This window comes from Streptomyces sp. NPDC031479, from assembly GCF_055581065.1.
This window is the reverse complement of sequence record NZ_JBVIKC010000025.1, coordinates 87,907-111,596: the sequence shown is the minus strand read 5'-3', so window position 1 is coordinate 111,596 and position 23,690 is coordinate 87,907. Positions and strand designations below refer to the sequence as shown.

At 73.5% G+C, this 23,690-nt stretch carries 19 protein-coding genes; 10 read left to right on the top strand and 9 right to left on the bottom strand.

Annotated features, from left to right (window positions below):
- Positions 1-318 precede the first annotated feature (318 nt).
- The 3 genes from ACZ5D2_RS25530 to ACZ5D2_RS25520 all read right to left on the bottom strand — a co-directional run bounded on the left by ACZ5D2_RS25530 (position 319) and on the right by ACZ5D2_RS25520 (position 3,246).
- Positions 319-600 carry a metal-sensitive transcriptional regulator gene (locus tag ACZ5D2_RS25530; RefSeq protein WP_371675972.1) on the bottom strand — a complete coding sequence of 94 codons (282 nt, stop codon included), beginning with the start codon at positions 598-600 and terminating at the stop codon, positions 319-321.
- Between the two features lie 9 nt (positions 601-609).
- Entirely contained in the window at positions 610-2,868 is a 2,259-nt protein-coding gene (locus ACZ5D2_RS25525; RefSeq protein WP_371675971.1) for a heavy metal translocating P-type ATPase, read from the bottom strand.
- A gap of 96 nt (positions 2,869-2,964) precedes the next feature.
- Positions 2,965-3,246: a cation transporter gene (locus ACZ5D2_RS25520; RefSeq protein ID WP_371675970.1), complete on the bottom strand. Its 282-nt coding sequence runs from the start codon at positions 3,244-3,246 to the stop codon at positions 2,965-2,967.
- Between the two features lie 185 nt (positions 3,247-3,431).
- Between ACZ5D2_RS25520 and ACZ5D2_RS25515 the strand changes: the two genes are divergently transcribed.
- From ACZ5D2_RS25515 to ACZ5D2_RS25495, 5 genes are all read left to right on the top strand, one after another.
- Positions 3,432-4,415 (top strand): hypothetical protein, encoded by a 984-nt coding sequence (locus ACZ5D2_RS25515; protein ID WP_468932258.1) that lies wholly within the window; start codon positions 3,432-3,434, stop codon positions 4,413-4,415.
- A gap of 95 nt (positions 4,416-4,510) precedes the next feature.
- A complete protein-coding gene (locus tag ACZ5D2_RS25510; protein WP_371681121.1) occupies positions 4,511-4,816 on the top strand; it encodes a metal-sensitive transcriptional regulator in 306 nt (101 codons plus the stop codon).
- 233 nt (positions 4,817-5,049) lie between these two features.
- Positions 5,050-9,015, top strand: a complete 3,966-nt coding sequence (locus ACZ5D2_RS25505) for a Pls/PosA family non-ribosomal peptide synthetase (RefSeq protein ID WP_468932255.1) — start codon at positions 5,050-5,052, stop codon at positions 9,013-9,015.
- A 50-nt stretch (positions 9,016-9,065) separates the two neighbouring features.
- Positions 9,066-10,445 carry a M1 family metallopeptidase gene (locus tag ACZ5D2_RS25500; protein ID WP_371675967.1) on the top strand — a complete coding sequence of 460 codons (1,380 nt, stop codon included), beginning with the start codon at positions 9,066-9,068 and terminating at the stop codon, positions 10,443-10,445.
- A 118-nt stretch (positions 10,446-10,563) separates the two neighbouring features.
- A complete protein-coding gene (locus tag ACZ5D2_RS25495; RefSeq protein WP_468932251.1) occupies positions 10,564-11,019 on the top strand; it encodes a DUF7144 family membrane protein in 456 nt (151 codons plus the stop codon).
- A gap of 1 nt (position 11,020) precedes the next feature.
- On the opposite strand, the gene ACZ5D2_RS25490 is transcribed toward ACZ5D2_RS25495, so the two are convergent.
- From ACZ5D2_RS25490 to ACZ5D2_RS25480, 3 genes are all read right to left on the bottom strand, one after another.
- Positions 11,021-11,644 (bottom strand): 4'-phosphopantetheinyl transferase family protein, encoded by a 624-nt coding sequence (locus ACZ5D2_RS25490; RefSeq protein ID WP_371675965.1) that lies wholly within the window; start codon positions 11,642-11,644, stop codon positions 11,021-11,023.
- Positions 11,635-11,865, bottom strand: a complete 231-nt coding sequence (locus ACZ5D2_RS25485) for an acyl carrier protein (RefSeq protein ID WP_371675964.1) — start codon at positions 11,863-11,865, stop codon at positions 11,635-11,637. Before ACZ5D2_RS25485 ends, ACZ5D2_RS25490 begins: the two co-directional genes overlap by 10 nt.
- A 69-nt stretch (positions 11,866-11,934) precedes the next feature.
- Complete coding sequence (locus ACZ5D2_RS25480; protein ID WP_371675963.1) at positions 11,935-12,792, bottom strand: class-II aminoacyl-tRNA synthetase family protein; 858 nt, start codon at positions 12,790-12,792, stop codon at positions 11,935-11,937.
- Between the two features lie 564 nt (positions 12,793-13,356).
- Between ACZ5D2_RS25480 and ACZ5D2_RS25475 the strand changes: the two genes are divergently transcribed.
- The 5 genes from ACZ5D2_RS25475 to ACZ5D2_RS25455 are packed head-to-tail and all read left to right on the top strand — an operon-like array spanning position 13,357 to position 20,127.
- The gene (locus ACZ5D2_RS25475) at positions 13,357-14,439 is read left to right on the top strand and encodes a phytanoyl-CoA dioxygenase family protein (RefSeq protein WP_371675962.1); all 1,083 of its coding nucleotides are present in this window, start codon (positions 13,357-13,359) and stop codon (positions 14,437-14,439) included.
- Positions 14,421-15,758: a DUF6271 family protein gene (locus ACZ5D2_RS25470; protein ID WP_468932245.1), complete on the top strand. Its 1,338-nt coding sequence runs from the start codon at positions 14,421-14,423 to the stop codon at positions 15,756-15,758. The genes ACZ5D2_RS25475 and ACZ5D2_RS25470 overlap by 19 nt, the downstream gene beginning before the upstream one ends.
- Positions 15,755-17,527: a condensation domain-containing protein gene (locus ACZ5D2_RS25465; RefSeq protein WP_468932243.1), complete on the top strand. Its 1,773-nt coding sequence runs from the start codon at positions 15,755-15,757 to the stop codon at positions 17,525-17,527. Before ACZ5D2_RS25470 ends, ACZ5D2_RS25465 begins: the two co-directional genes overlap by 4 nt.
- Position 17,528: 1 nt before the next feature.
- On the top strand, positions 17,529-18,785 hold the full coding sequence (locus tag ACZ5D2_RS25460; RefSeq protein ID WP_371675959.1) for an MFS transporter: 1,257 nt from the start codon (positions 17,529-17,531) through the stop codon (positions 18,783-18,785).
- Positions 18,786-18,843: 58 nt separating this feature from the next.
- Entirely contained in the window at positions 18,844-20,127 is a 1,284-nt protein-coding gene (locus ACZ5D2_RS25455) for an NAD(P)/FAD-dependent oxidoreductase (protein WP_468932239.1), read from the top strand.
- A gap of 57 nt (positions 20,128-20,184) precedes the next feature.
- Here ACZ5D2_RS25455 and ACZ5D2_RS25450 read toward each other — a convergent pair whose 3' ends face one another.
- From ACZ5D2_RS25450 to ACZ5D2_RS25440, 3 genes are all read right to left on the bottom strand, one after another.
- The gene (locus ACZ5D2_RS25450) at positions 20,185-20,958 is read right to left on the bottom strand and encodes an enoyl-CoA hydratase/isomerase family protein (RefSeq protein ID WP_371675957.1); all 774 of its coding nucleotides are present in this window, start codon (positions 20,956-20,958) and stop codon (positions 20,185-20,187) included.
- On the bottom strand, positions 20,955-22,202 hold the full coding sequence (locus ACZ5D2_RS25445; RefSeq protein ID WP_468932236.1) for a cytochrome P450: 1,248 nt from the start codon (positions 22,200-22,202) through the stop codon (positions 20,955-20,957). The genes ACZ5D2_RS25450 and ACZ5D2_RS25445 overlap by 4 nt, the downstream gene beginning before the upstream one ends.
- Before the next feature lie 104 nt (positions 22,203-22,306).
- Positions 22,307-23,686, bottom strand: coding sequence for a cytochrome P450 family protein (locus ACZ5D2_RS25440; protein WP_371675955.1), 1,380 nt, complete (start codon positions 23,684-23,686; stop codon positions 22,307-22,309).
- Between the last annotated feature and the right edge of the window lie 4 nt (positions 23,687-23,690).

Here is a 23,690-nt window from a genome sequence, read left to right as displayed (position 1 = left end):
CGCGTACTGGACGTACTTGGGCTTTCGGTCGGTGCGGCGAGAGTGCGTGCCGGGCGTCGCGACGCCGCGGATATCCGTCAGACACCCCCTAGCCCAGCCCCCTCGCGCTGCTGTGGCCTGCAGACTCGCGTGATCAACGGGACTTTGAAACGCCCCTGATGCCGGTCCTGAGCCCGCACGGGCCCAGAATGGCGGGCAATTCGGGTGGTCGGGCAGCCGGGTTGGGTCCGCTACGCCGGCCCCGGGCGGGCACGGAAAAGCCGACCGCCCCTCCACGAACTGCCGTGTGTGGAGGGGCGGTCGGCGCACCGGCCGGGTTTATGCGCGGATCAGCCGGGCGATGGCCCGGGTGGCCTCGCCCACCTTGGCCTTCGCCGCATCCCCGCCCTCGGCGATGGCCTCGGTGACGCACGAGCCCAGGTGTTCGTCGAGCAGGGTCACGGCACAGGACTGGAGCGCGGCGTTGACGGCGGACACCTGGGTGAGCACGTCGATGCAGTAGACGTCCTCTGCGACCATCCGCTGCACGCCGCGGACCTGGCCCTCGATCCGCCGCAGGCGTCTGATGACGTCTTCCTTGTGTGGTTCGTAACCGGCCACGGGAGCTCCTCAGTTGGCGGCGGCCCGGAAGCCGCGCAGACGCAGGCTGTTGCCGACGACGAAGACCGAGGAGAAGGCCATGGCCGCTCCGGCGATCATCGGGTTGAGCAGTCCGGCCGCGGCGAGCGGCAGGGCGGCCACGTTGTAGGCGAAGGCCCAGAACAGGTTCGAGCGGATGGTGCCGAGCGTCTTGCGGGCGAGCCGGATCGCGTCGGCCGCGGCCCGCAGGTCACCCCGTACGAGGGTCAGGTCGCCGGCCTCGATGGCGGCGTCGGTGCCGGTGCCCATGGCCAGGCCCAGGTCGGCCTGGGCGAGCGCGGCCGCGTCGTTGACGCCGTCGCCCACCATCGCGACGCTGCGGCCCTCGGACTGCAGCCGCTTCACGACGTCGACCTTGTCCTGCGGCATGACCTCGGCGATGACCTCGTCGATGCCGACCTCGGCCGCGACGGACTCCGCGACGGCCTTGTTGTCGCCGGTCAGCAGGATCGGGGTGAGGCCCAGGGCGCGCAGCCGGCGGATCGCCTCGGCGCTGGTGTCCTTGACGGCGTCCGCGACCTCCAGGACCGCCCGCGCCTCACCGTCCCAGGCCACCGCGATGGCGGTGCGCCCGGCGCCCTCCGCCGCGGCCTTGGCGTGCTCCAGGTGAGGGGGCAGCGCCATCGCCCACTCGGCGAGCAGCTTCTCGCGGCCCACCAGGACCGCGTGCCCGTCGACGACGCCCTGGACGCCGAGGCCGGGGATGTTGGCGAAGTCCTCGGGGGTGGGCAGGGAGCCGACCCGGGCGGCCGCGCCGGTCGCGACGGCCTGGGCGATCGGGTGCTCGGAGGAGTGCTCCAGGGCGCCCGCCAGGCGCAGCACGTCGTTCTCGGCGACGCCCTCCGCGGTGTGCACGGCGAGCAGGGTCATCCGGCCGGTGGTGACGGTGCCGGTCTTGTCGAGCACGATGGTGTCGACCTTGCGCGTGGTCTCCAGGATCTCGGGTCCCTTGATCAGGATGCCGAGCTGGGCGCCGCGGCCGGTGCCGACCATCAGGGCGGTGGGGGTGGCCAGGCCCAGGGCGCAGGGGCAGGCGATGATCAGTACGGCGACGGCGGCGGTGAAGGAGGCCGCGAGGCCGGAACCGGTGCCGAGCCAGAAGCCGAGGGTGGCCAGGGCGAGGCCGATCACGACCGGGACGAACACGGCGGAGATCTTGTCGGCGAGGCGCTGCGCGGCGGCCTTGCCGTTCTGCGCGTCCTCCACCATCTTGGCCATCCGCGCCAGTTGGGTGTCGGCGCCGACCCGGGTGGCCTCGACGACCAGGCGGCCGCCCGCGTTGAGGGTGGCACCGGTGACGGAGTCCCCGACGGAGACCTCGACCGGGACGGACTCGCCGGTGAGCATGGAGGCGTCCACGGCGGAGGAGCCCTCGACCACGGTGCCGTCGGTGGCGATCTTCTCGCCGGGGCGGACCAGGAAGCGCATGCCGGCCTGGAGTTCGGCCGTCGGCACGGTGACCTCGTGGCCGTCGCGGAGCACCGTGACCTCCTTGGCGCCCAGTTCGAGCAGCGCCTTGAGGGCCGCGCCGGCCTTGCGCTTGGAGCGGGCCTCGAAGTACCGGCCGGCGAGGATGAAGGCGGTGACGCCGGCGGCGGCCTCCAGGTAGATGTTCCCGGCGCCGTCGCTGCGGGCGATGGTGAACTCGAAGGCGTGGGTCATGCCGGGCGTGCCCGCGGTGCCGAAGAACAGGGCCCACAGCGACCAGAGGAAGGCGGCGGTCGTGCCCACCGAGATCAGCGTGTCCATGGTGGCCGCGCCGTGCCGGGCGTTGGTCCAGGCGGCACGGTGGAAGGGCCAGGCGGCGTAGGTGACGACGGGGGCGGCCAGGGTCAGCGACAGCCACTGCCAGTAGTCGATCTGCAGGGCCGGGACCATGGCCATCGCGATGACCGGCACGGCCAGGGCGACGGCGGCGGTCAGCCGCTGGCGCAGGGGGCGCAGTTCGTCGGCCTCCTCCGGCTCCTCCCCGGCGCCGGACGGGCCCTGGGCGCGGACGGGGGCCGGCTCCTTGGCGGTGTAGCCGGTGGCCTCGACCGTGGCGATCAGGTCCGCGACGGAGACGTCGGCGTCGAAGGTGACCCTGGCCTTCTCGGTCGCGTAGTTGACGGTGGCCTCGACGCCGTCCATGCGGTTGAGCTTCTTCTCGATGCGGGCCGCGCAGGAGGCACAGGTCATGCCGCCGATGGCGAGCTCGACCTGGGCGGCGCCGGGAGTGATGGTGGTCATGAGGGCTGCTCCTCGTTCGAGCGCGGGGTGGGGGCCGGGGCCCGGTGGTGTAGGGACGGGGCCCCGGCGGCCGGTGGGTCGGGGCCGGGCGGTGTGTCAGGCCCGGCCGGTCAGCTCGTAGCCGGCGTCGTCGATCGCGGCGCCGATCGCGGCGTCGTCGGGGGCGCCCGCCGTCGTCACGGTGACCAGGCCGCCGTCCACGTCCACGTCCACGGAGACGACCCCTTCGAGGGCGCCGACGGAGGCGGTGATGGCGGTCCTGCAGTGGCCGCAGCTCATGCCGGACACGCGGTAGGCGGTCGCGGTGCTGTCGACGACGGCCGTGACGGTGGTGGTGCCGGTACCGCAGCTGCCGTCAGGGGTGCAGCAGGAAGACATACGTTTCTCCTTGATCCGTTCGGATACCCACTGGGGGTATCCGGTTTCTGGTCTCAGGTATACCCCCCAGTGGTATCCGGCGCAAGCGTCGGCCCGGCTTGACTTGGTACCCCCCAGGGGTATGGTGAAGTCATGAAACCGCTGGATGCGGCCTTACGTCGTCTACCTCGTACGGGAGAGCAGCCATGAACACCGGAGTGAGGATCGGCGTCTTCGCCGCCGCGCTAGCAGCGACCTTCGGGACCGCGTACGGGGTCGGCGTGGGCGTGGGCCCCGTGGGCGCGCCGGCCGCTGCCGGGCACGCCGCCCACGCGGCGCCGGCCGGCGGGGGAGCCGCCGGACACGCGGAGCACGAGAAGCCCGGCAAGGGCCCGGCGGCCGGCGGGCTCCAGGTCTCCGAGGGCGGCTACACGCTGAGCCTGGAATCCCCGCGCAGGACGTCGGGGCAGGGTGAGCTGCGGTTCTCCGTCAAGGACGCCGCGGGCCGCCCCGTCACCGCCTTCAAGACCGAGCACGGCAAGGAACTGCACTTCATCGTCGCCTCGCGCGACCTCACCGTCTACCGCCACCTCCACCCGGTGAGGGCCGCCGACGGCACCTGGTCGACCCCCGTCGACCTCCCGGCGGCGGGCGCGTACAAGGCCTTCGCCGACTTCACCCCCGCCGCCGAGGGCGCCGAGGGCGTCACCCTCGGCGCGGACCTGTCGGTCGCGGGCGCCTACACCCCCGAGGCGCTGCCCCCGGCGGAGAGGACGGCGGAGGTGGACGGCTACCGGGTCGCCCTGGCCGGCGACCTCGACCCCGGCAAGGCCGGCGAGCTCAGGCTGACCGTCAGCAAGGACGGCAGGCCGGTCACCGACCTGGAGCCGTACCTCGGGGCCTACGGACACCTGGTCGCCCTGCGCGACGGGGACCTGGCCTACCTCCACGTCCACCCCAACGAGGGCGGGCCCGGCCCCGACGTCTCCTTCACCGCCACCGCGCCGAGCAGCGGGACCTACCGGCTCTTCCTGGACTTCCAGCACCAGGGCAAGGTCCGCACCGCGGCCTTCACCGTCCGGGCGGGCGCCGCTCCCGCGTCCCCCGCCGAACCGCCCGCGTCCCCGGCCGCCCCGGCCGCCCCCGCCGCCCCGGCCGCCCCCGAGCAGTCGGACGGGCACTCCCACTGACCGCGCCCGCCCCGGCCCGCTACCGTCGCGGGCCCGGGGCGCCGCGGGTCCGGACCGCCCGGCGGAACACGAAGCCGCCGGCCGTCGTTGCATGGATACCCCCCAGGGAAGGAACCGCCGTGCAGGGGTACAGCGGACACAAGGACGAGGTCCTCAAGCGGCTGCGCCGCATCGAGGGCCAGGTACGCGGCCTCCAGCGCATGGTCGAGGAGGAGACGTACTGCGTCGACGTGCTCACCCAGGTGAGCGCCACCACCAAGGCCCTGCAGTCCTTCGGGCTCGCCATGCTCGAAGACCACCTCCACTCCTGCGTCGCCGACGCCGTCGCGGAAGGCGGGGACGCCGCCCGCGACAAGGTCACGGAGGCCTCGCGCGCCGTCTCGCGCATGGTGCGCGTCTGAATCCGGCGCCCGGCCGCGTCCGACCGCGCACGACCGCGTCCGACCGCGTCCGGACGGCGCTCCGGACGGTCTCTCCCGGTGTCTCCTTCCCGGCCACGCCACAGGCTTCAACGAGAAAATCCTTGATGCCGCACTAGACTGGCGGGTTGTTTGGCGCTGGACCGGAACAACCCGGGCGAACCCGGGCTCCGTCCGGCGACCCGGACGTTTCCGGGAACGAGACGCGAGGGCCCATGACAGCCACACCGGAGCACGGTGAAGTCACCCTGCTCGACGACGACGGGCACACGGACGGGCGTACCGGCGGGCGTACGGACGGGAACACGGACGGGCACCCGTACGAGGAGCCCGGGAAGTCCGCCCGGTTCACCGCGGGCCCCGCGGCCCCGGTCCGCACCCTCGTCGACGTCTTCGAGGCCTCCGTCCGGGCCCACCCCGACGAGCTCGCCCTCGACGACGGAACCACCCGTCTGACCTACCGGGCCCTCGCCGCCGAGGTGGAACGCCGCCGGCGCGCCCTGGACGCGGCCGGAGTGGGCCTCGGCGACCGGGTCGGCGTACGCGTGCCCTCGGGCACCACCGAGCTGTACGCGGGCATCCTCGCCGTCCTCGCCGCGGGCGCCGCCTACGTGCCGGTCGACGCCGAGGACCCCGACGAACGCGCCGAGCTGGTCTTCGGCGAAGCCGGCGTACGGGCCGTACTGGGCGACGGAGGCCGCATCGACCCCGTCGGAACCCCCGGCGGCGCCGGCGTCCGCGCACCGGCCGCACGGCCCGGACCCGAGCACGACGCCTGGATCATCTTCACCTCCGGCTCCACCGGCCGGCCCAAGGGCGTCGCCGTCAGCCACCGCAGCGCCGCCGCCTTCGTCGACGCCGAAGCCGCCCTGTTCCTCACCGACGAACCGATCGGCCCCGGCGACCGCGTCATGGCCGGACTCTCCGTGGCCTTCGACGCCTCCTGCGAGGAGATGTGGCTCGCCTGGCGCTACGGAGCCTGCCTCGTCCCCGTACCCCGCTCCCAGGTGCGCAGCGGCGCCGACCTCGGCCCCTGGCTGGTGGAGCAGGAGATCACCGTGGTCTCCACCGTGCCGACCCTGGCCGCCCTCTGGGAGCCGGAGACCCTCGACGAGGTCCGGCTGCTGATCTTCGGCGGCGAGGCCTGCCCGCCCGAACTGACCCAGCGCCTGGTCACCGAGGGCCGCGAGGTCTGGAACACCTACGGCCCCACCGAGGCCACCGTCGTCGCCTGCGCCGCGCTCCTGACCGGCGAGGAACCGATCAGAATCGGCCTTCCTCTCGCCGGCTGGGAGCTGGCCGTCGTCGACGGGGCCGGTGAACCGGTGCCCATGGGCGGCAGCGGCCAGCTCGTCATCGGCGGCGTCGGGCTCGCCCGCTACCTCGACCCCGAGAAGGACGCCGAGAAGTACGCCCCGCTGGAATCCCTCGGCTGGCAGCGCGCCTACCGCAGCGGCGACCTCGTCCGCGCCGAACCGGAAGGGCTGGTCTTCCTCGGCCGCGCCGACGAGCAGATCAAACTCGGCGGCCGCCGCATCGAACTCGGCGAGGTCGACGCCGCCCTCCAGGCCCTGCCCGGGGTCGCCGGCGCCGCGGCGGCCGTCCGTACCGCGCGCAGCGGCAACCAGCTGCTCGTCGGCTACCTCGTCACCCAGGACGGCTGGGACCACGCGGCGGCCGTCACCCGGCTGCGCGCCGAACTGCCCGCCGCGCTCGTCCCCCTGCTCGCGCCCGTCACCGAACTGCCGACCCGCACCTCCGGCAAGGTCGACCGCGACGCCCTGCCCTGGCCGCTGCCCGAGCTGGAGACCACCGGGCCGGCGGAGCAGCTGTACGGCACCGAGGCCTGGCTCGCCGAACAGTGGAGCGAGACCCTCGGGGTGGCCGTCACCGGCGCGGCCGACGACTTCTTCGCGATCGGCGGCAACAGCCTCGCCGCGGCGCAGCTCACCACCCGCCTGCGCACCCGCTACCCCAGAGCGGCCGTCCTCGACATCTACCAGCAGCCCGTCCTGCGCAAGCTGGCCCGGCGCCTGGAGAAGTCCGTACGGGACGACGACGCCATCCGCACCATCGCGCCCGTGCCGCGGCGGGCCAAGGCGGTGCAGGCGCTCCTGCTGCTCCCCCTGTTCACCCTGGTCGGAGCCCGCTGGACGGTGGCGCTGCTGGCCCTGGGCAACGTACTGCACCACTTCGGGCCCTATCCGTGGGCGCCGGCCGCCTCGTGGTGGCTCGTCGCCGCCGGTGCGGCCCTGCTCTTCAGCCCGCCGGGGCGCCTCGCGATCGCGGCCGGCGGGGCGCGGCTGCTGCTGCGCGGGGTGAAGGCCGGGCGGTACCCGCGCGGCGGAAGCGTGCACCTGAGGCTGTGGACGGCCGAGCGGCTGGCCGAATGCGCCGGCGCCACCTCGCTCACCGGTTCCTGGCTGGAGCGCTACGCGCGGGCGCTCGGCGCCAAGGTCGGCCCCGAGGTGGACCTGCACTCGCTGCCGCCGGTGACGGGCATGCTCAAGCTCGGCCGCGGCTGCGCCGTGGAATCCGAGGTGGACCTCTGCGGGCACTGGCTGGACGGGGACCGGCTGGAGATCGGCCCGGTCAAGGTCGGTGCCGGCGCGGTGGTCGGCACCCGCAGCATGCTGTTCCCCGGCGCGCGGGTCGGCAAGCGGGCCGAGGTGGCGCCCGGCTCCGCCGTGGCCGGGCAGATCCCGACCGGGCAGCGCTGGGCCGGGGCGCCCGCCGTCAAGCTCGGCCGGGCCAAGCGGAACTGGCCCAAGGAACGCCCGCCGCGCGGGCTGCTCTGGCGGGCCGCCTACGGGGCGGCCGGCTTCGGCCTCACGGCCCTGCCCGTGCTCGCCGCCCTGCCCGCCCTGCTCGTGGCGAGCCGGTTCGTGCCCGCCGACGCCGGGTTCGCGCAGGCGCTGCGCGGGGCCCTGCTCGCCGTGGTTCCCGGGGCACTCGCCTTCGGGTTCGCGTACGCGCTGCTGCTTCTGGTCTCCGTACGCCTGCTCAGCCTCGGACTGCGCAGGGGCACCCACCCCACGCACAGCCGCACCGGCTGGCAGGCCTGGACCGTCACCCAGCTGATGGACCTGGCCCGCGAGACGCTCTTCCCCCTGTACGCCGGGCTGATCACACCGGTGTGGCTGCGGCTCCTCGGCATGAAGATCGGCCGCGGCGCCGAGGTCTCGACCGTGCTCGCCCTGCCCAGCCTGACCACCGTCGGCGAGGGCGCCTTCCTCGCGGACGACACCCTTACCGCCCCCTACGAGCTGGGCGGGGGCTGGATGCGCGTCGGACACTCCGAGATCGGCCGCCGGGCCTTCCTCGGCAACTCCGGGATGACCGCGCCGGGGCGCAGCGTCCCCGACGACGGACTCGTCGGCGTCCTGTCCGCCACCCCGAAGAAGGCCAAGAAGGGCAGCTCCTACCTGGGCCTGCCGCCGGTCAGGCTGCCGCGGTCCGCCGCGGGCGCCGACGACAGCCGCACCTACGACCCGCCCACCCGCCTGCTGTGGGCGCGCGGCCTGGTCGAGCTGTGCCGGCTCGTCCCCGTGTTCTGCTCGGCCGCGCTGGCCGTGCTGACCGCGGCCGCGCTCTGTGCCCTGATCACGGCCCCGGGCCCCGGGCTCCGGCAGGCCGCGCTGCTGTCCGGCGCCGTCCTGCTCGCCGCCGGAGCAGCCGCCTGCGCGGTCTCCGTCGCGGCCAAATGGCTGCTGGTGGGCCGCCACCGCACCGGCGAGCACCCCCTGTGGAGCGGCTTCGTCTGGCGCAACGAACTGGCCGACACCTTCGTCGAGGTCCTGGCCGTGCCCTGGCTCGTCGGATCGGTGCCCGGCACCCCGCTGCTGTCCCTGTGGCTGCGCGGCCTGGGGGCGCGGATCGGGCGCGGAGTGTGGTGCGAGAGCTACTGGCTGCCGGAGACGGACCTGGTGGTCCTCGGCGACGGGGTCACCGTGAACCGGGGCTGCGTCCTGCAGACACACCTCTTCCACGACCGGATCTTGAGGACGGATACTGTGGTCCTCCGCGAGGGCGCCACCCTGGGCCCGGGCGGCATCGTCCTGCCCGGGAGCACGGTCGGGGCCCGGAGCACACTGGGACCCGCCTCGCTCGTGATGGCCGGGGAATCCGTCCCCGCCGACACCCGGTGGCTGGGCAATCCGATCGAGGCGTGGCGGTCCTGAACGGCCGGGCACAGCGGCACAGCGGCACACCGCAGGGAGCAGGGACGGCCATGAACCTCAGCGGCCAGAAGACAGCGGCGTCGGACCCGTACTTTCCGGCCAACGGCGACCCCCGTTACCGCGTGCACCGGTACGAACTCGCTCTGGAGTACCGTCCCGGCCCCAACCGGCTGTCCGGGACGGCCCGGATCAGCGCGATCGCCGGCCGGGCCCCGCTCGCCGAGTTCGCCCTGAACCTGGCCGAGTTCAAGGTGGGCCGCGTCCTGGTCGACGGCCGCGTCCCGCACTACGCCCACCGGGGCGGCAAGCTGCGCATACGGCCCGCCAAGCCCCTGCCCGCCGGCGCCGCCTTCACCGTGGAGGTGCACTGGGCGGGCAACCCCAAGCCCGTGCGCAGCCCCTGGGGCGGCCTCGGCTGGGAGGAACTGACCGACGGCGCGCTCGTGGCCAGCCAGCCCGTCGGCGCGCCCTCCTGGTACCCGTGCAACGACCGGCCCGCCGACAAGGCCTCGTACCACATCTCCGTCAACACGCCCTCCGCCTACACCGTCGTGGCGGGCGGCCGCCTGCTGACCCGGACCACCCGGGCGAGCACCACCACCTGGGTCTACGAGCAGCCGGCACCGACCTCCAGCTACCTGGTCGGCCTCTCCATCGGCCTCTACCAGACGGTGCTGCTCGGCGACCCCGGTCTCGAAGGCGTCGCGCAGACCGCCCACGTACCGGCACACCTGCTGCCGCGGTTCTCCCGCGACTTCGCCCGGCAGCCCGCCATGATGCGCCTCTTCGAGGAACTCTTCGGGCCCTACCCCTTCGGCGAGTACGCCGTCGTCATCGCCGACGAGGAACTCGACGTCCCCGTCGAGGCCCAGGGCCTCTCCCTCTTCGGCGCCAACCACGTCGACGGCGCCCGCGGGTCGGAGCGCCTCATCGCGCACGAACTCGCGCACCAGTGGTTCGGCAACAGCGTCACCATCGCCGACTGGCGGCACATCTGGCTCAACGAGGGCCTCGCGAAGTACGCGGAATGGCTCTGGTCGGAGCGTTCCGGCGGCCGCCCCGCGCACGACCTCGCCGCCACCGCCCACCGGCTGCTCTCCGCTCAGCCACAGGACCTGCGCCTGGCCGACCCGGGCCGCAAGCTGATGTTCGACGACCGCCTCTACCAGCGCGGGGGGCTGACCGTCCATGCGATCCGCTGCGCCCTGGGCGACACCGCGTTCTTCCGCATGCTCCGCGACTGGGCGGGCGTGCACCGCCACGGGGTGGTCACCACCGCCGTGTTCACCGCCCACGTGGCCCGCTACGCCACCGAGCCCCTGGACGACCTCCTCACCGCCTGGCTCCACACCCCCGCGCTCCCGCCCCTCCCGGCGCCCCCCGTCACCCCGGCCCGCCCGCCCTACCCCCCGCATCCGGCCTCGGCGTAGCCACGGGCGGGTGCCGGGGCGCCCGGAGTGCCGATGCGGGTCCGCCGTGCCAGGCTGAAACGGGGAATTCCGCCGGTCGCGGTACGCCGGACCGGCTCCGCAACCCATGGAGGCCGACATGGCCAGTGACGCCAGCAGAGCCCGCGCGGGCCACGAACACCCCCAGCCCTGGCACGCGCCCACGTCCGGCCGCACCCAGGTGGCCGCAGCCCTGATGATCCTCGGCGGCGTGATGGCGCTGCTCGAAGGCATCTCCGCCGCCTCCAGGGACCCGGTGTTCGTCGCGACCCGCCACTACGTGTTCGAGTTCAGCCTGGTGGGCTGGGGGTGGGTGCACATCATCCTCGGTGCCCTGCTCCTCTTCGCGGGCGTCGCCGTGCTCCGAGGGGCCCTGTGGGCCCGCTACTTCGGCGTCACCGTCGCCGGCCTGGGAGCGATCGCCAACTTCCTGTGGCTGCCGTACTACCCGTGGTGGGCCATGGTGCTGATCGCCGTGAACCTCCTCGTCGTCTGGGCCCTCCTCACGGGCGTCCACCACGAGGCGGACGCGGCCCATGCCGCCCGCACCGCCTGACTCATCCGGTCGACAGGACCGTGACGGGGGCCGCGCAGGCCACGGCCGCGACGGCCCCCCGTTCACGGTCCGACCACTCGACGAGCCGCAGACCGTCCCGCCCCGCCTTGAGCGAGGCTTCCGCGCGGACCCACAGCCGGAGCAGCGCCGGGCCGGGATCCGGCCCGGCGCCGGCCTCGCGGAGGTCCGCCTCGGGCAGCAGGCGGCGGAGCACGCGCAGCGGGCCGGGGCGGCGCGTCGAGGGCTCGACGTCGATGCCGACGGCGCCCGGACCGACGGCCGCCGCGACCAGACCGTCCGCGTGGCTCATGCTCAGCCCCAGCCCGGGACGGCCGCGCAGGTACGGGCGCCCGTGGCCGTGCCGTCCGCACCCGGGGCACCTCTGCGCCGGGGCCGACTCGTGCAGGGACAGGCCCGTGTGACGGGCGACGCACAGCCGGACGAGGAGCCGCGCCGCCAGTACGTCGTCACGGCGGCCCGGCACCCGTATCCCGGCGAGCCGCCGCCGTTCCCAGGGCGCGAGCAGGCCCTCGTGGAGCCCGGGGCGGGCCAGGACCTCCCGGGTGGTCGCCACCACCGCGATGCCCGTGTCCCGGCCCCGCGCCGCGCCGTCGGTCAGGGGCACGCGCTCAGGAAGCGCTTCTGGACGCTGTCGAGGGTGCGGAAGTCGTCGATGGTGACCTCCTGGAGGTCGATGGTGGCGCCCGAGAGCTCCTCCAGGAGGTCGACGAACTCCAGGAAGTCCATGGAGTCGATGAGACGTGCCTCGATGAGGTCCTCGTCGGTGCCGATGGGGCCGTCGAGGCCGGGGTTCTTCTCGTGAAGCCACGTGGCGATGCGGTCCATGGGGGAGAGTCGCTCCTTGCTGCTGTTGCGGTGACGTGAGGGTGGGGCGGGCAGCCTCAGAGGGCCGCCTCAGAGGGCGGCGTCGCGGAGCCGGTCCAGGGCCCGTTCGGGGGTGCCGTGGGCGAGGACCATCGCGTGGACCCAGCGTTCGAGGCCGAAGGCGACGCAGGCGCTGTACGCCGGGCCGGCGGAGCCCGCGCGGATGTCCAGCCGCTCGCCGAAGAAGTTGCGGTGCCGGTTCACGGAGGCGATGGCCGTGCCGTCGGGGGCGGAGAACTCGTGCTTGACGGGGTCCAGGGCCATCAGCCGGGCCCGGGCGCCCCCCTTGTCGTAGAACGGGTCGTCGGCGACGGCCCTGTCCAGTTCCAGTCCGAGGCGCGCGGCGGCCTCCAGGATGAAGCCGGCGCCCTGTTCCAGGTGCTCGACCGCGCCCTGTTGGGTGCCGAGGTAGAGCACCTCCCGCATGTGGAAGCCCCACAGGCGCCGCAGCCCGTCGTAGTGGGTCTCATTGCGGAAGCAACGGCCGGCGGCGGAGAGGCGCAGGCCTTCCTCGCCCACGTCCCCACCCTCCAGGGAGAGCAGCAGCCCGTAGCAGGTGGCGGACGGCAGGAGGTAGCCGGTCGGCCGCAGCGGCAGCTCTCCCGGCGCCTCGCCGGCGGCGAGCCCGTCGAGCGCGTCCGGGGCGAATCGCGCGGCGGAGACGCCGAGGTGGGGGAAGTTGCGGAAGAAGTCGAGCCGGGCCAGCCCCTCCACGGACAGCAGCGGCGGACCGACGACCTCGGGGGCGCACAGCCGTGCGGCCAGCCCCGTGAGCAGGTCGTCCAGTCCGCGCAGGAGGGCGGTCCGGACCGGATCCAGCGTGATCAGGCCCGCACCTGGGCTCTTCAGGCCGCCGTCCGGCAGGGCCGTGGTGCTGGGTGTGCTCATGGGAACCGCTTCCTCTGGGCGTGGGTGAACAGTCGGACGGGGCCGGCCGTACGGATGGGCGCGCCGATCGCGCCAAGGCTTCTGCGCGGTGGCGCCGACGCGCTTCCACCGGGGCGCGGACGGGTGTGGTCGAGGTCCGCGCGCACGGTCGGCGTTGACCGCGACGGGTGCGCAGCGGCGAAGAAGTCGAATGTCCGATTAGGGGCGGACTGCGCATCAGGACACTAAGCCGCCCGTGCGGCTATTGTCTAGACCAAACCTGGCGGACGGTCGAGTGGAGCCCCAGGCTCCGTTTCGGCGCAACTCCGTCTCTTGAGATGCCACTTGGCAGCGGTTATGGTCTAAACCAATTCCGCCGAACGGCACGGTCCACGCACCCGCGCCACGGCGTGACCACCCGTCCGTGCCGTCCGCCACCGGCCCGCGCCGAGGGCCGCCCCGCGCTGTCCTCCGGCCGAGGAGGAGCGCGCGTCACCGCTCTCCTCCCCCCTTCGCACCCGCCGGCGCGGCCGCGCCCGCCGACGAGCCGAACCGCCGCCCCGACTCCCTTTCTGGAGGGACCGCATGACGACACCCGCTCCCCGCCGCCCCCGTCTCCACCGGGCGGCCTCGGACCTGCCGTACTTCAGCGCGGACGGCGAGTCCTACCTGGCCCAGACCACCCTGCGGGAGCTGAAGAAGTCGAGACCGCTGCGGGTGCTGTCGGACGAGGACTTCGCCCACTGGCAGACGTACGGCTACGTCATCGTCCGCGAGGCGGTCCCGGCGCAAGCGGCGCGGCGCCTCCTCGACTTCACCTGGGAATTCCAGGGCCTCGACCCGGACCGGCCGGACAGCTGGTACGAGGACCGGCCGTTCCGCTCCGACCTGGACCGGCAACTGCACGTGTACGGCTTCGTGGAGGCCTACCACCACCAGCTCCTGTGGGACAACCGGCAGGCCCAGCGCGTCTACGACGCCTTCGTCGACGTGTGGGACTGCGAGGAACTCTGGGTCACCCAGGACCGGCTCAACCTCAACCCGCCCAACGTCGGGAACCGCGACCGCGCCCTGATCGAGCCCACGGACCGCGGCTTCGACATCGAACTGCACTGGGACATCGACACCACGCTCGGTGTTCCGCCGCAGCGCGTCCAGGGGATCATCGCGCTCAACGACACCCGGCCGGAATCGGGCGGCTTCCAGTGCAGTCCGGAGCTCTTCCGGCGGTTCGACGAGTGGAAGGCCGGCCGGCCGGCCGACCGGGACCCCCTGCGCCCCGGCGCCGACCCGGCGGAGTACCCCGTCGTCCGCCCCGACCTGCACCCCGGAGACCTGCTGATCTGGAACGGCCTGCTCGCCCATGGCGTGGCGCGCAACACCTCCCGGGACCAGGTGCGGGCGGTCCAGTACCTGTCGATGATGCCGGCCCTTGAGGAACACGAGCGGCTGAGGCGCTCCCGCGTCGACTCCTGGCGGCACCTGCGGACCCCGCGCTGGAACCGCACCCTGGTCGGCGACCCCGTGCTGCACGAGTCCGAGCGGTACCCCACGGCCACCCTGAACGAGCTCGGCAGCCGACTGCTCGGGCTCACGTCCTGGAAGGAGACGGGCACCGCCGCCCGCACCGACCGGAGCGGGGAGCCGGCGTGCGCCGTGTCTGCCTGACCCTTCCCACCAACCGGCCCTGCGCGGCGACGATCAGGGCCGTGGCCGAGGAGGCCGCGTACGGCGCCCGCCGTTTCGGCGCCGAGGTGCACCTCCTCGTCCTCGACTCCTGCGACGCCCCGGCACTCGCCGGGCACCGGGAGACGGTCGCGGCCCTGCCCGCGGTCCCCGGCGTGGTCGTGCACCACCTCGACGAGGACGCCCAACGGGCCTTCCTGGACGCGGTGGTCACCCGGTCCGGAGCCGCCGCGCCCGAACGGCTGCTGGAACTGATGCTGCCGTCCGGCGTCTCCTACGGAGCCTGTACCAACCGCGCCTTCCTGATCGCGGAGGCCCTGGGCTGCACCTCGGTCCACCGCCGGGACTCGGACAGCCGCTACCAGTACCTGGACGGAGAGCCGGTCTTCCCCCTCCACCACGAGCTGACGTCCCTCGGGCGGCCCGCCGCCGACGTGTCCGCCCTGGTCACCCGGAGCAGGCTCGACCCCGCCTGCGCGGACCGGCCGGTGGCCCTGGTCGGCGGTTCCTTCGTCGGCGAGATGTCCGTGGACGTGGAGGAGATCCGCCGCCTCGACCCGTCCGTCTACGAGGAGGTGGTGGGCCTCTCGGTCCCCGCCGGCCACCCCGAGATCTGGCGCAGGAACCTGATCGCGGAGTCCTTCCGGGGCGCCGGGACCGCCGCGTTCACCGGCGACCTCACCACCCTCACCAGCGTCAGCCCCATGCGCGTCGACATGTGCAACATCGCCCTCGACCGCGAGGTCTACGGCCGGGTGCCCCTGCCGCCGGCCACCGACACCATCGGCAGCGACTACTTCCTCCTCCACCTGGTCCACGACGCACGACTGCCGGGAGTCCTCCACAACCGGCACATCGTCAACTTCCACACCGGGGAGCGCCGTTCCGACGCCGGCTTCCTCGCCTACCAGCTGCGCTTCGTCAAGTTCCTGCTCTCCGGCCCGCACCTCGACGCCGTGTACGCCGCCACGAAGCGGGCCGGTGACGCGCTGCTCGACCCCGACGGCCACGTCCGCACCGCCGCCGTCGCGGGCTTCCTCAGGGACGGCGCCCGCGTCGCCCCCGAGGAGGGCGCACGACGGCTCGACGTCCTCGACCGCTCGTACCGGACCCTGGGCGGCCGCTACGCCACGGCCGCGGAAGCGCTCACCGCCCGCCGCGCACGGCTCCTCGACGACGCCCGGCAGGACATGGAGGACTTCGCCGTCCTGACCGACGCCTGGGAGGACCTGACCCGCGCGAGCCGGGCGCAGGGCCGCCCCGGCCCGACGCACCCGGAGTCCGCGCGATGCACCGCATGAGCCGCTCCCGTCAGCCGGGCGGCACGCACGTCCTCACCGTCACGTACGCGGGCGGGGAGGAGCGCCGGGGTCCCGTCACGATGGGGCAGGCCAACATGATCCGCTGCATGCTGCGGGACGAACCCGCGCACATCAACATCCACGACGTGTGGCCGGTTCCCGAGGGGACCCGGACGGACTCGGTGGTCGAAGCCCTGCGCGCCCTCGTCGTACGGCACGAGGCCCTGCGCACGACCTTCCCGCACGCCCCGGGCAGCGCGCCCCGCGAGCAGGTCGTGGCGTCCCGGGGATCGTTCACCGTCACCGTCCTCGACCACGGGGAACTCCCCGAGGGCCCCCTCGGGTACGCCGAGTCGCTGGCCCGCCGGGCGCGCGAGGAACGCTTCCGCCTGGACCGGGACTTCCCCCTCCGCCTCTCCCTGGTGACACGCGCCGGCACGCCGGTGTGCGTGGCCATGGCGGCGAGCCACGCCCTGACCGACGCCGGCGCCCTCGCGGTCCTGAAGGAGGAATGGCTCGGCCTGCTCGCGGGCGAGGAGCTCGCCCCGCCCGCCTCGCTCACCCCGCTCGGCCTCGCCGAGGAGGAGGCCACCCCGGCCGGTCTGCGCAGGTCCGAGGCATCCCTGCGGCACTGGGAGCGGATCATCCGCACCGGACCCCAGGCGATGTTCGCGGAGCCGGGCGCGGAGGGCACCGAGGTGCGCACGCCCCTGCTCACCCTCCGGTCGCGGCGGGCCGCCCGCGCGCTGGCCGGCGTGGCCGAACGCACCGGCGCCCTGCCGTCCACCGTGCTGCTGACCGCCTGGTGCGCGATCGTCGCCCACCGCGCCGGGCAGGACGCCTGCGTCGTCGCCGCCCCGACCTCCAACCGGTACCACCCCCGGCTCGCGCGCTCGGTGAACACCCTCTCCCAGGACGCCCTGCTCTCCCTCGACGTCCGGGTGCCGTCCTTCGACGTGCTCCTCAAGAAGGCCTGGGGAGCGGCCCTCAACGCCTACCGGCACAGCCGGTTCGACGCGCTCGGCCTGTGGGAGGTGATCGGCAGGGCCACCTTCGAGCGGGGCAGCCGGTTCGCGCGCGACGTCGTGTTCAACGACGTGAGCACGCTCCCGGCCACCGTGGCATCCCTCACCGCGGACGGGCCGCCGGAGGGCCGGGACCCGTACGGGCCGGAGCTGGAGCTGACCTGGGGCCCGGAGCAGGTCCTGCCGACCCGCGTCCTCGCCTTCGTCCACGCGACCGATCCGCTGCTGCACCTCGGCATGTGGGCCGACCCGGCGCTGTTCGGGCCCGAGGAGGCCGAGGGGCTCCTCACCGGTCTGGTACGGCTCCTGGAGGCCGCCGCCACGCGGGACGTGCCGCTCGCGTCGCTCACCGGGGCGACGGGGGTCCGGCCGGTGGAACGCGGACCCCACTGGCTCCGGGTGGACGGCTCCTGGACCTCGCCGCCGCTCGTGGCCGCGACGCTGAGCCGCGCCCTCGACGGCCTCCCCGTACACGTCACCGCGGACGCCCCGGCCGGGAGCGCGGCGGCCGGGAGCGCGCCGGCGGAGAGCGCCCTGACGGCGTACATCGCCGCGGGCGACACCCCGCTCACCCCGGCGCAGGCCCACACCGCGCTGATGGACGCGCTTCCCGGCCGCCCCGGAGTACTGGCCCCGAGCCGGTACGTGATCGTCCGGCACCCGCCGGCGGAGGCGGACCGGAGCGGCGCCTGGCTCCACCGGAAGATTCTCAGGGAAGGGACCGGCCGGCAGCGGCCGATGTGACATGACGATGGATGAGGCAACCGCGCGGCGGGAACAGCAGACCCCGCCGCCCAGCCCGTGGCGGTCGAGTCGCTTCCGGCTGTTCTTCACCGCCCGCAGCACCTCGCTGCTCGGCGACGGCATGCTGATGGTGTCGCTGACGACCGCCGTGCTCGGGGCGGGATACGGGGCGGCCGGCGTCGGCTACGCGCTGGCCGCGTGGATGGCGCCGATCGTCCTGCTCGTGCTGTTCGGCGGTGTCCTCGCCGACCGGTTCACCCCGCAGGTGATGATGGTCGGCGCGGACGTGGTGCGCACGGTCGTCATGCTCGCGCTCGCGCTGCTGCTGGTCGGCGACCACGTACGGCTGTGGCACGTCATGGCGCTGCTGGCCCTCAGCGGCGCCGCCACCGCCATGTTCCAGCCGGGCCTGGCGAGCCTGGTGCCCCGGGTCGCCGAGGACATCCAGCGGGCCAACGCCCTCCTGCGGATCTCCGAGGCCATCTGCACCCTGCTCGGTCCCGGGGTCGCCGGTCTCCTCGTGGCCTACTGGAACGTGGCGGGATCCTTCGTGGTCATCGCGGCGGCGTACGCGCTCAGCGCCCTGGGCCTGGCGCCGCTGCGCGGGCTCGGCGCCGCCCGGGACGAGAGCGACGACCCGATGTGGCACCGACTGGCCGCCGGATGGCACGAGTTCCGGTCCCGCTCCTGGCTGTGGGGGGTCATCTCCGTATGGGCGGTGTACGGCCTCTTCGTCTTCGGCCCGGCCCTCCCGCTGGGCGCGACGCTGCTCACCGAACAGCACGGCGCCGGGGGATACGGCTGGATCGCCTCGGCCGACGGCGCCGGGACGATCGTCGGCGGCCTGCTCGGCATGCGGGTCCGGCCCCGCCGCCCCCTCGTCGCGGGGGCCTGCGCGATGTTCTTCTTCGCCCTCAACCCCCTCGCGCCCGCCCTGGGCTGGTCCTTCACCGTGACGGCGCTGACCGGGGCCGTGGCGGGCTGCGGGTTCGCGTTCTGGGGCGTGATGTGGGCGACGAGCGTGCAGTCCCACATCCCGCTGGCCGTCCTGAGCCGCGTCTCGGCCTATGACGTGGCCGGCTCCATCATGGTCATCCCCGTGGGCCGCGCCCTGGCCGGCCCGGCGGCGGCCGCCTTCGGAGCGGACCGGGTGCTGCTGTTCTCCTCGGCCGTGGGCGTCGTGTGCATCGGCGTGATGCTGAGCGTCCCCGCGATCCGCGCACTGGAACGAGCACCGGAGAAACCGCAGTCCGCCTAGAGTTGGTCATGTTCCTGACAGCAGGAGCACTGCACCACCCGGAGGGGGCGATCAGCGCATGACCAACCCTGAGAGCGCGGGAGACGGCTACGACGTCGTCATCAGCGGAGCCGGCCCGGCCGGCTCCGCCGCGGCGATCCTGCTCGCCCGACGCGGCGTCCGCGTCGCACTCCTGGAACGCCGCTCGGACCCCGCGGTGTACAAGGTGCTGTGCACCCACTCGATCACGGCCAACGCCTATCCGGTGCTGGACGAACTCGGCCTCGTTCCCGCTCTCGAAGAGGCGGGGGCCGTCCGCAACGAGGCGCGCTGGTACACCCGTTGGGGGTGGATCGAACCGAAGGCCGCGCCGGGCGGCCCCGAGCTCCCGTACGCGTACAACATCCGGCGCAGCGTCCTCGACCCGCTGATCAGATCCCGCGCGGCGCAGACCCCCGGCGTCGACCTGCTCCCCGGTCACCGGGTGACCGGGCTGCTCCGGGAAGCCGGGCGGACCGTGGGCGTGCGCGCGTCGACACCACAGGGCGAACGGGAGCTCCGGGCCCGACTGGTGGTCGGCGCCGACGGCAAGGACTCGGCGGTGGCGAAGCTCGCGGAGGTGCCCACCCGGCTGCACGAGAACGGGCGTTTCGGTTACCTCGCCCACTTCCGCGGCCTTCCGCTGCACGGCGGGATCGGTCAGACCTGGTTCCTCGAACCCGACATGGCCTACGCGTTCCCGAACGACGACGGGGTGACGGTTCTCGCGGTGCTCCCGGACAAGAGGCGACTGCCGGCCTTCCGGGAAGACCTGGAGGGCAGCTTCTTCGAGTTCGTCCGCGCCCTGCCCGAGGCGCCGCCCATCGACTCCGCCGAACGCATCACCAAGATCATCGGTACGGTCGACTACCCCCTCGTCACCCGGGATCCGACCGCACCGGGCATCGCCCTGATCGGCGACGCCGCCCTGACCGGGGATCCCCTGTGGGGCGTGGGCTGCGGTTGGGCCCTGCAGTCCGCGCACTGGCTGGCGCGGGCGGTGGCGCCGGCCGCGGCCGGCCGCGGCGACCTCGACAGGTCCCTCGCGGCGTACGCCCGCACCCACCGCCGCCGGCTGCGCGGCCACCAGGGCCTGGCGGTCGACTTCGCCAAGGCCCGCCCGTTCAACCCCGTGGAGCGGCTGGTCTTCTCGGCGGCGGCGCGCGACGCGTCGATGGCGCGGCACATGTACCTGTTCGCCTCCCGCCTGATCGGCCCGCCGCGCTTCCTGAACCCCGTGGCACTGGCCAGGGCCGCGGCGGTCAACATCAGACACCGCCGGGCATCCACGCCGACCACGCAGCGCCCACACCCGGACTCCTGAGCGGCTCCCCTCCCACCCCGACCGGTGAGCCGGCCCGGCGGTCCGCGGCCCCGGGGATCAGCACGTCGGCGGCTGGTGGAGCGAGGCCGCCAGGAGATGGGAGTCGAGGAGGGAGACGTCCGCCGTCCTGTCCGCCCGCGCGTAGCCGGCCAGCATCCGCTTGGTCAGGACGAGCGCTTCGGGCGAGCGCCGGGCGAGGGGCCCGGTCCAGGCATCGATGACCTTGTCCAGCCGGTCGAGCGGGGCGGTCCGGTGGAGCAGACCGAGCCGGTGGGCCGTGTCGGCGTCGAAGACGTCGCAGGTGAGCATGAGCTCGCGGATCCGGGAGGCGCCCACCTCGGAGACCAGGCGCCCCATCGCCCCGCCCCACGCCGGCGGCAGCCCTATGCCGACCTCCGGCATCCGGAAGCGGCTGGTGTCGGCACCGGCGCGCAGATCGCAGAAGGAGGCGAGGGCGAGACCCGCGCCGATGACCCGCCCGTGCAGGCGGGCGATGGTGACCGCGTGAGTGTTCTCCAGCGCCTGGCACAGCCGGTGCGCCTTGTCGGCGATGCGCCGCAGGCCCGCTCCGGACGGATCGGCGGCCAGTGCCTCCCGGTACTCGTCGCGGTCGGCACCCAGGCAGAAGTCCGTACCCATGGACGACAGCGTCAGGATCCGTACGTCGGGTCTCTCGTGGAGGTCGTCCAGCAGGGTGATGAGGTCGTCCAGGACCGCGGAGTCCAACGTGTCCTCCTGCCCCCAGGGGTTGAGGCGGACGCGCAGTACGGGGCCGTCCTGCTCGGCGGTGATCGCCTTGGGCACGGTCCGGGTGCGGGTGGATTCGGTCATGCGACGGCCACGTCCAGGTTCAGCAGGCGCCGGAACGCCACGCGGGGCGCCATCGACGGGGGGCGTACGAGGGTGAGGCGGGGAAGGCGCCGGATCAGCTGGCGGAGGAGGGTCTGGGCTTCGAGGCGGGCCAGCGGCGCGCCGAGGCAGTAGTGGATGCCGCCGCTGAACGCGAGGTGGCCGGGCGTGCGCTCGGGGTCGAACCGGTCCGGGTCGCCGTGCCTGGCCGGGTCCCGGTGCGCGGCCCCGACCATGAGGTGGACCATCTCGTCGCGGCGGATCTCGACGCCCCCCAGCACGCAGTCCTGCGAGGCGACCCTGCTGATCACGTGGGTGGGCGGGTCGTAGCGGAGCGTCTCCTCCACGAACCCGGGCACGAGGTCCGGGTTGTCGGCGACCATGTCCCAGCGTTCCGGGCTCTCGACGAGCCGCAGCGTCATCGTCGAGAGGAGGGTCGCGGTGGTTTCCAGGGCGGCCAGCAGGACGAACAGCACCAGGAAGTAGACCGCCTCGTCGGCCTCGTCCCGGTCGGGCTCGATCGCGTCCCACGTCCGGATCCACCGGGTGACGGGGTCGTCGCTGGGGTGGGAGCGCCGGTCACGCACCAGCTCCATGAAATAGGTGCGGAGTTCGGCCGTGGCCGCGTCGGACAACGCCAGCTGGCTGGCCGAGGGCAGCAGCTCCTGGGTGAAGACCTGATCGTGCGTCAACTCCCGTAGTCGGGGCCAGTCGGCTCGTGGCAGACCCAGCCAGTCACCTATGGTGGCCACGGGCAGCTCCTCGCAGACGAGCGCCGAGATGTCCGCCTCGCCGGTGCGTATTCGCTCCGTGAACGCGTCGAGGAGCTGGTCCGCGGTCCGCTGCACGTTGCGGCCGATGCGCTCCACGCTGCCCCGGTCGAACGTGCCCGCCGCCCGTCGCACCCTGGTGTGGTCCGGGGTGTTGAGCGCGGCGAGCGTGTTGCTCATCTCGCGCGAGCTGGGCGCGTTCCAGCGGGTGCCCGGCCCCTGGCGCTCCCGCCATTCCCTGTCGGGCTCCAGCCATTGCCTGCTGCGCAGAACCTGGTCGCAGGCGGCGAAGCCGGTGACCGCCGAGCCGCCCCAGGGTGCGGGCACCACTTCGCCCCGCGAGAGGAGTTCGGCGTATATCGGGAAGGGGTCGGCCTGCCCTCTGGCCGTCCGCAGACGGGAGAAGAGGGAGGCGGACGCCCGGCGGTCGTACGACGGACTTGCGGCAACGCCCATGATGGCGGCTCCTTTCTGAGAACCAGCCGCCATGCATACCCACATGATCGTTAAAGACTCCACTACCACTGAGTACTCAGGACGTTACTAGAATCACACTCGATTCACCCGCCCTTGGTCCACGCCAGGAAGCGGCTGAACAGGCCGCCCTTGGGCTGCGGCGCGGCGCCGGCGCTCGTACGCGAGGGGCCTGCGTTGGAGGGGGAGGATGCGGCCGCCTGCTGCTGCGACGTTTGGACGGCGTTCGATCCGGCCGACTCGGCAGCCGGGGGAGCGGCCCTCGGGGTGAACCGGATCGGGAGGGTGACCAGCGAGCGGATCCACGGGCTCGGCGCCCAGGTGAGCGCCTTGAACGGGACGCGCATCTCGACGTCGGGAAGCTGGTTGAGCAGCGTCTCGACGGCGGTCACGGCGATCATGAAGGCCGGATCCTTGGCGGGGCAGGCGTGCGGGCCCGCCCCGAACGCCAAGTGCGCCTTGGCGCTGAGCTGTTCGCGGTGCCTGGTCAGCTTCGGGTCGGTGTTGGCCGCGGCGAACGAGATCAGGACCGGATCGTTGGCCCGGACCAGCCTGTCGCCGAGCTCGACGTCGTGAGTCGGGTAGTGGGCCGCGTAGTTGGCGATCGGCGCGTAGTTCCAGAGGGTCTGGGAGACCGCGTCCTCGACCGGGAGGCCGATCTGCCAGTCCTCACCCAGGTACAGGGCGCTGCTGGTGCCGATGGCCGCGGCCAGCGGCGCGGTGCCACCGGAGAGGAGGGTGACCAGCTGGTGGAGCACCTCCTCGTCGCTCAGCTGGGCCGAGTGCTCCATCAGGCGCGTCGTCAGGTCGGCCCTCGGGCGACGCCGCTTGAGGGCGATCAGCTCGGTGAGCGCACTGCCGAGCACCTCGTCGGCCCCGGGCGTCCCCTCGAAGATGCCGCTGATCCCGGCGATCACCCGGTCGCCGATCTCGGGCGGGCAGCCGAACAGCTCGCTGAAGACCAGCAGGGGCAGCGGCTGGGCGTACTCGGCCATCAGCTCCGCCTGCCCGCGGATGTCGGTGCTGAACTGGCTGATCAGGTAGTTGGCGGACTGCTGCGTCTGCCTGATGAGCTGGTGCTCGTTGACCGTGGCGAGACTGTCGGTGACGGCCCTGCGCAGCCGGGCGTGGGCCGCACCGTCACTGAACAGTGCGTTGGGGCGGTAGCCCATCATGGGCAGTGCCGGGCTGTCGGCCGGGACGCGCCCCTCGTTGAGCGCGTTCCAGCGGCGGGAGTCGCGTACGAAGGAGGCGGGGTTCTGCAGGACGTACAGCGCGGCGTCGTAGCTGGTGACGAGCTCGGCCGGGACGTCGGGGGCGATGTCCACGGGCGCACTGGGGCCGTACGGACGCAGCTGCGCGTAGTGGCTGTCGGGGTCGGCTCCGAACGAGGGGCCGTACATCTGGACGTTCCCGTGCGCGGGGCAGCCGGGGGGTATCTCCTGCGGTTCACGTGGCTGTTGCATTCCT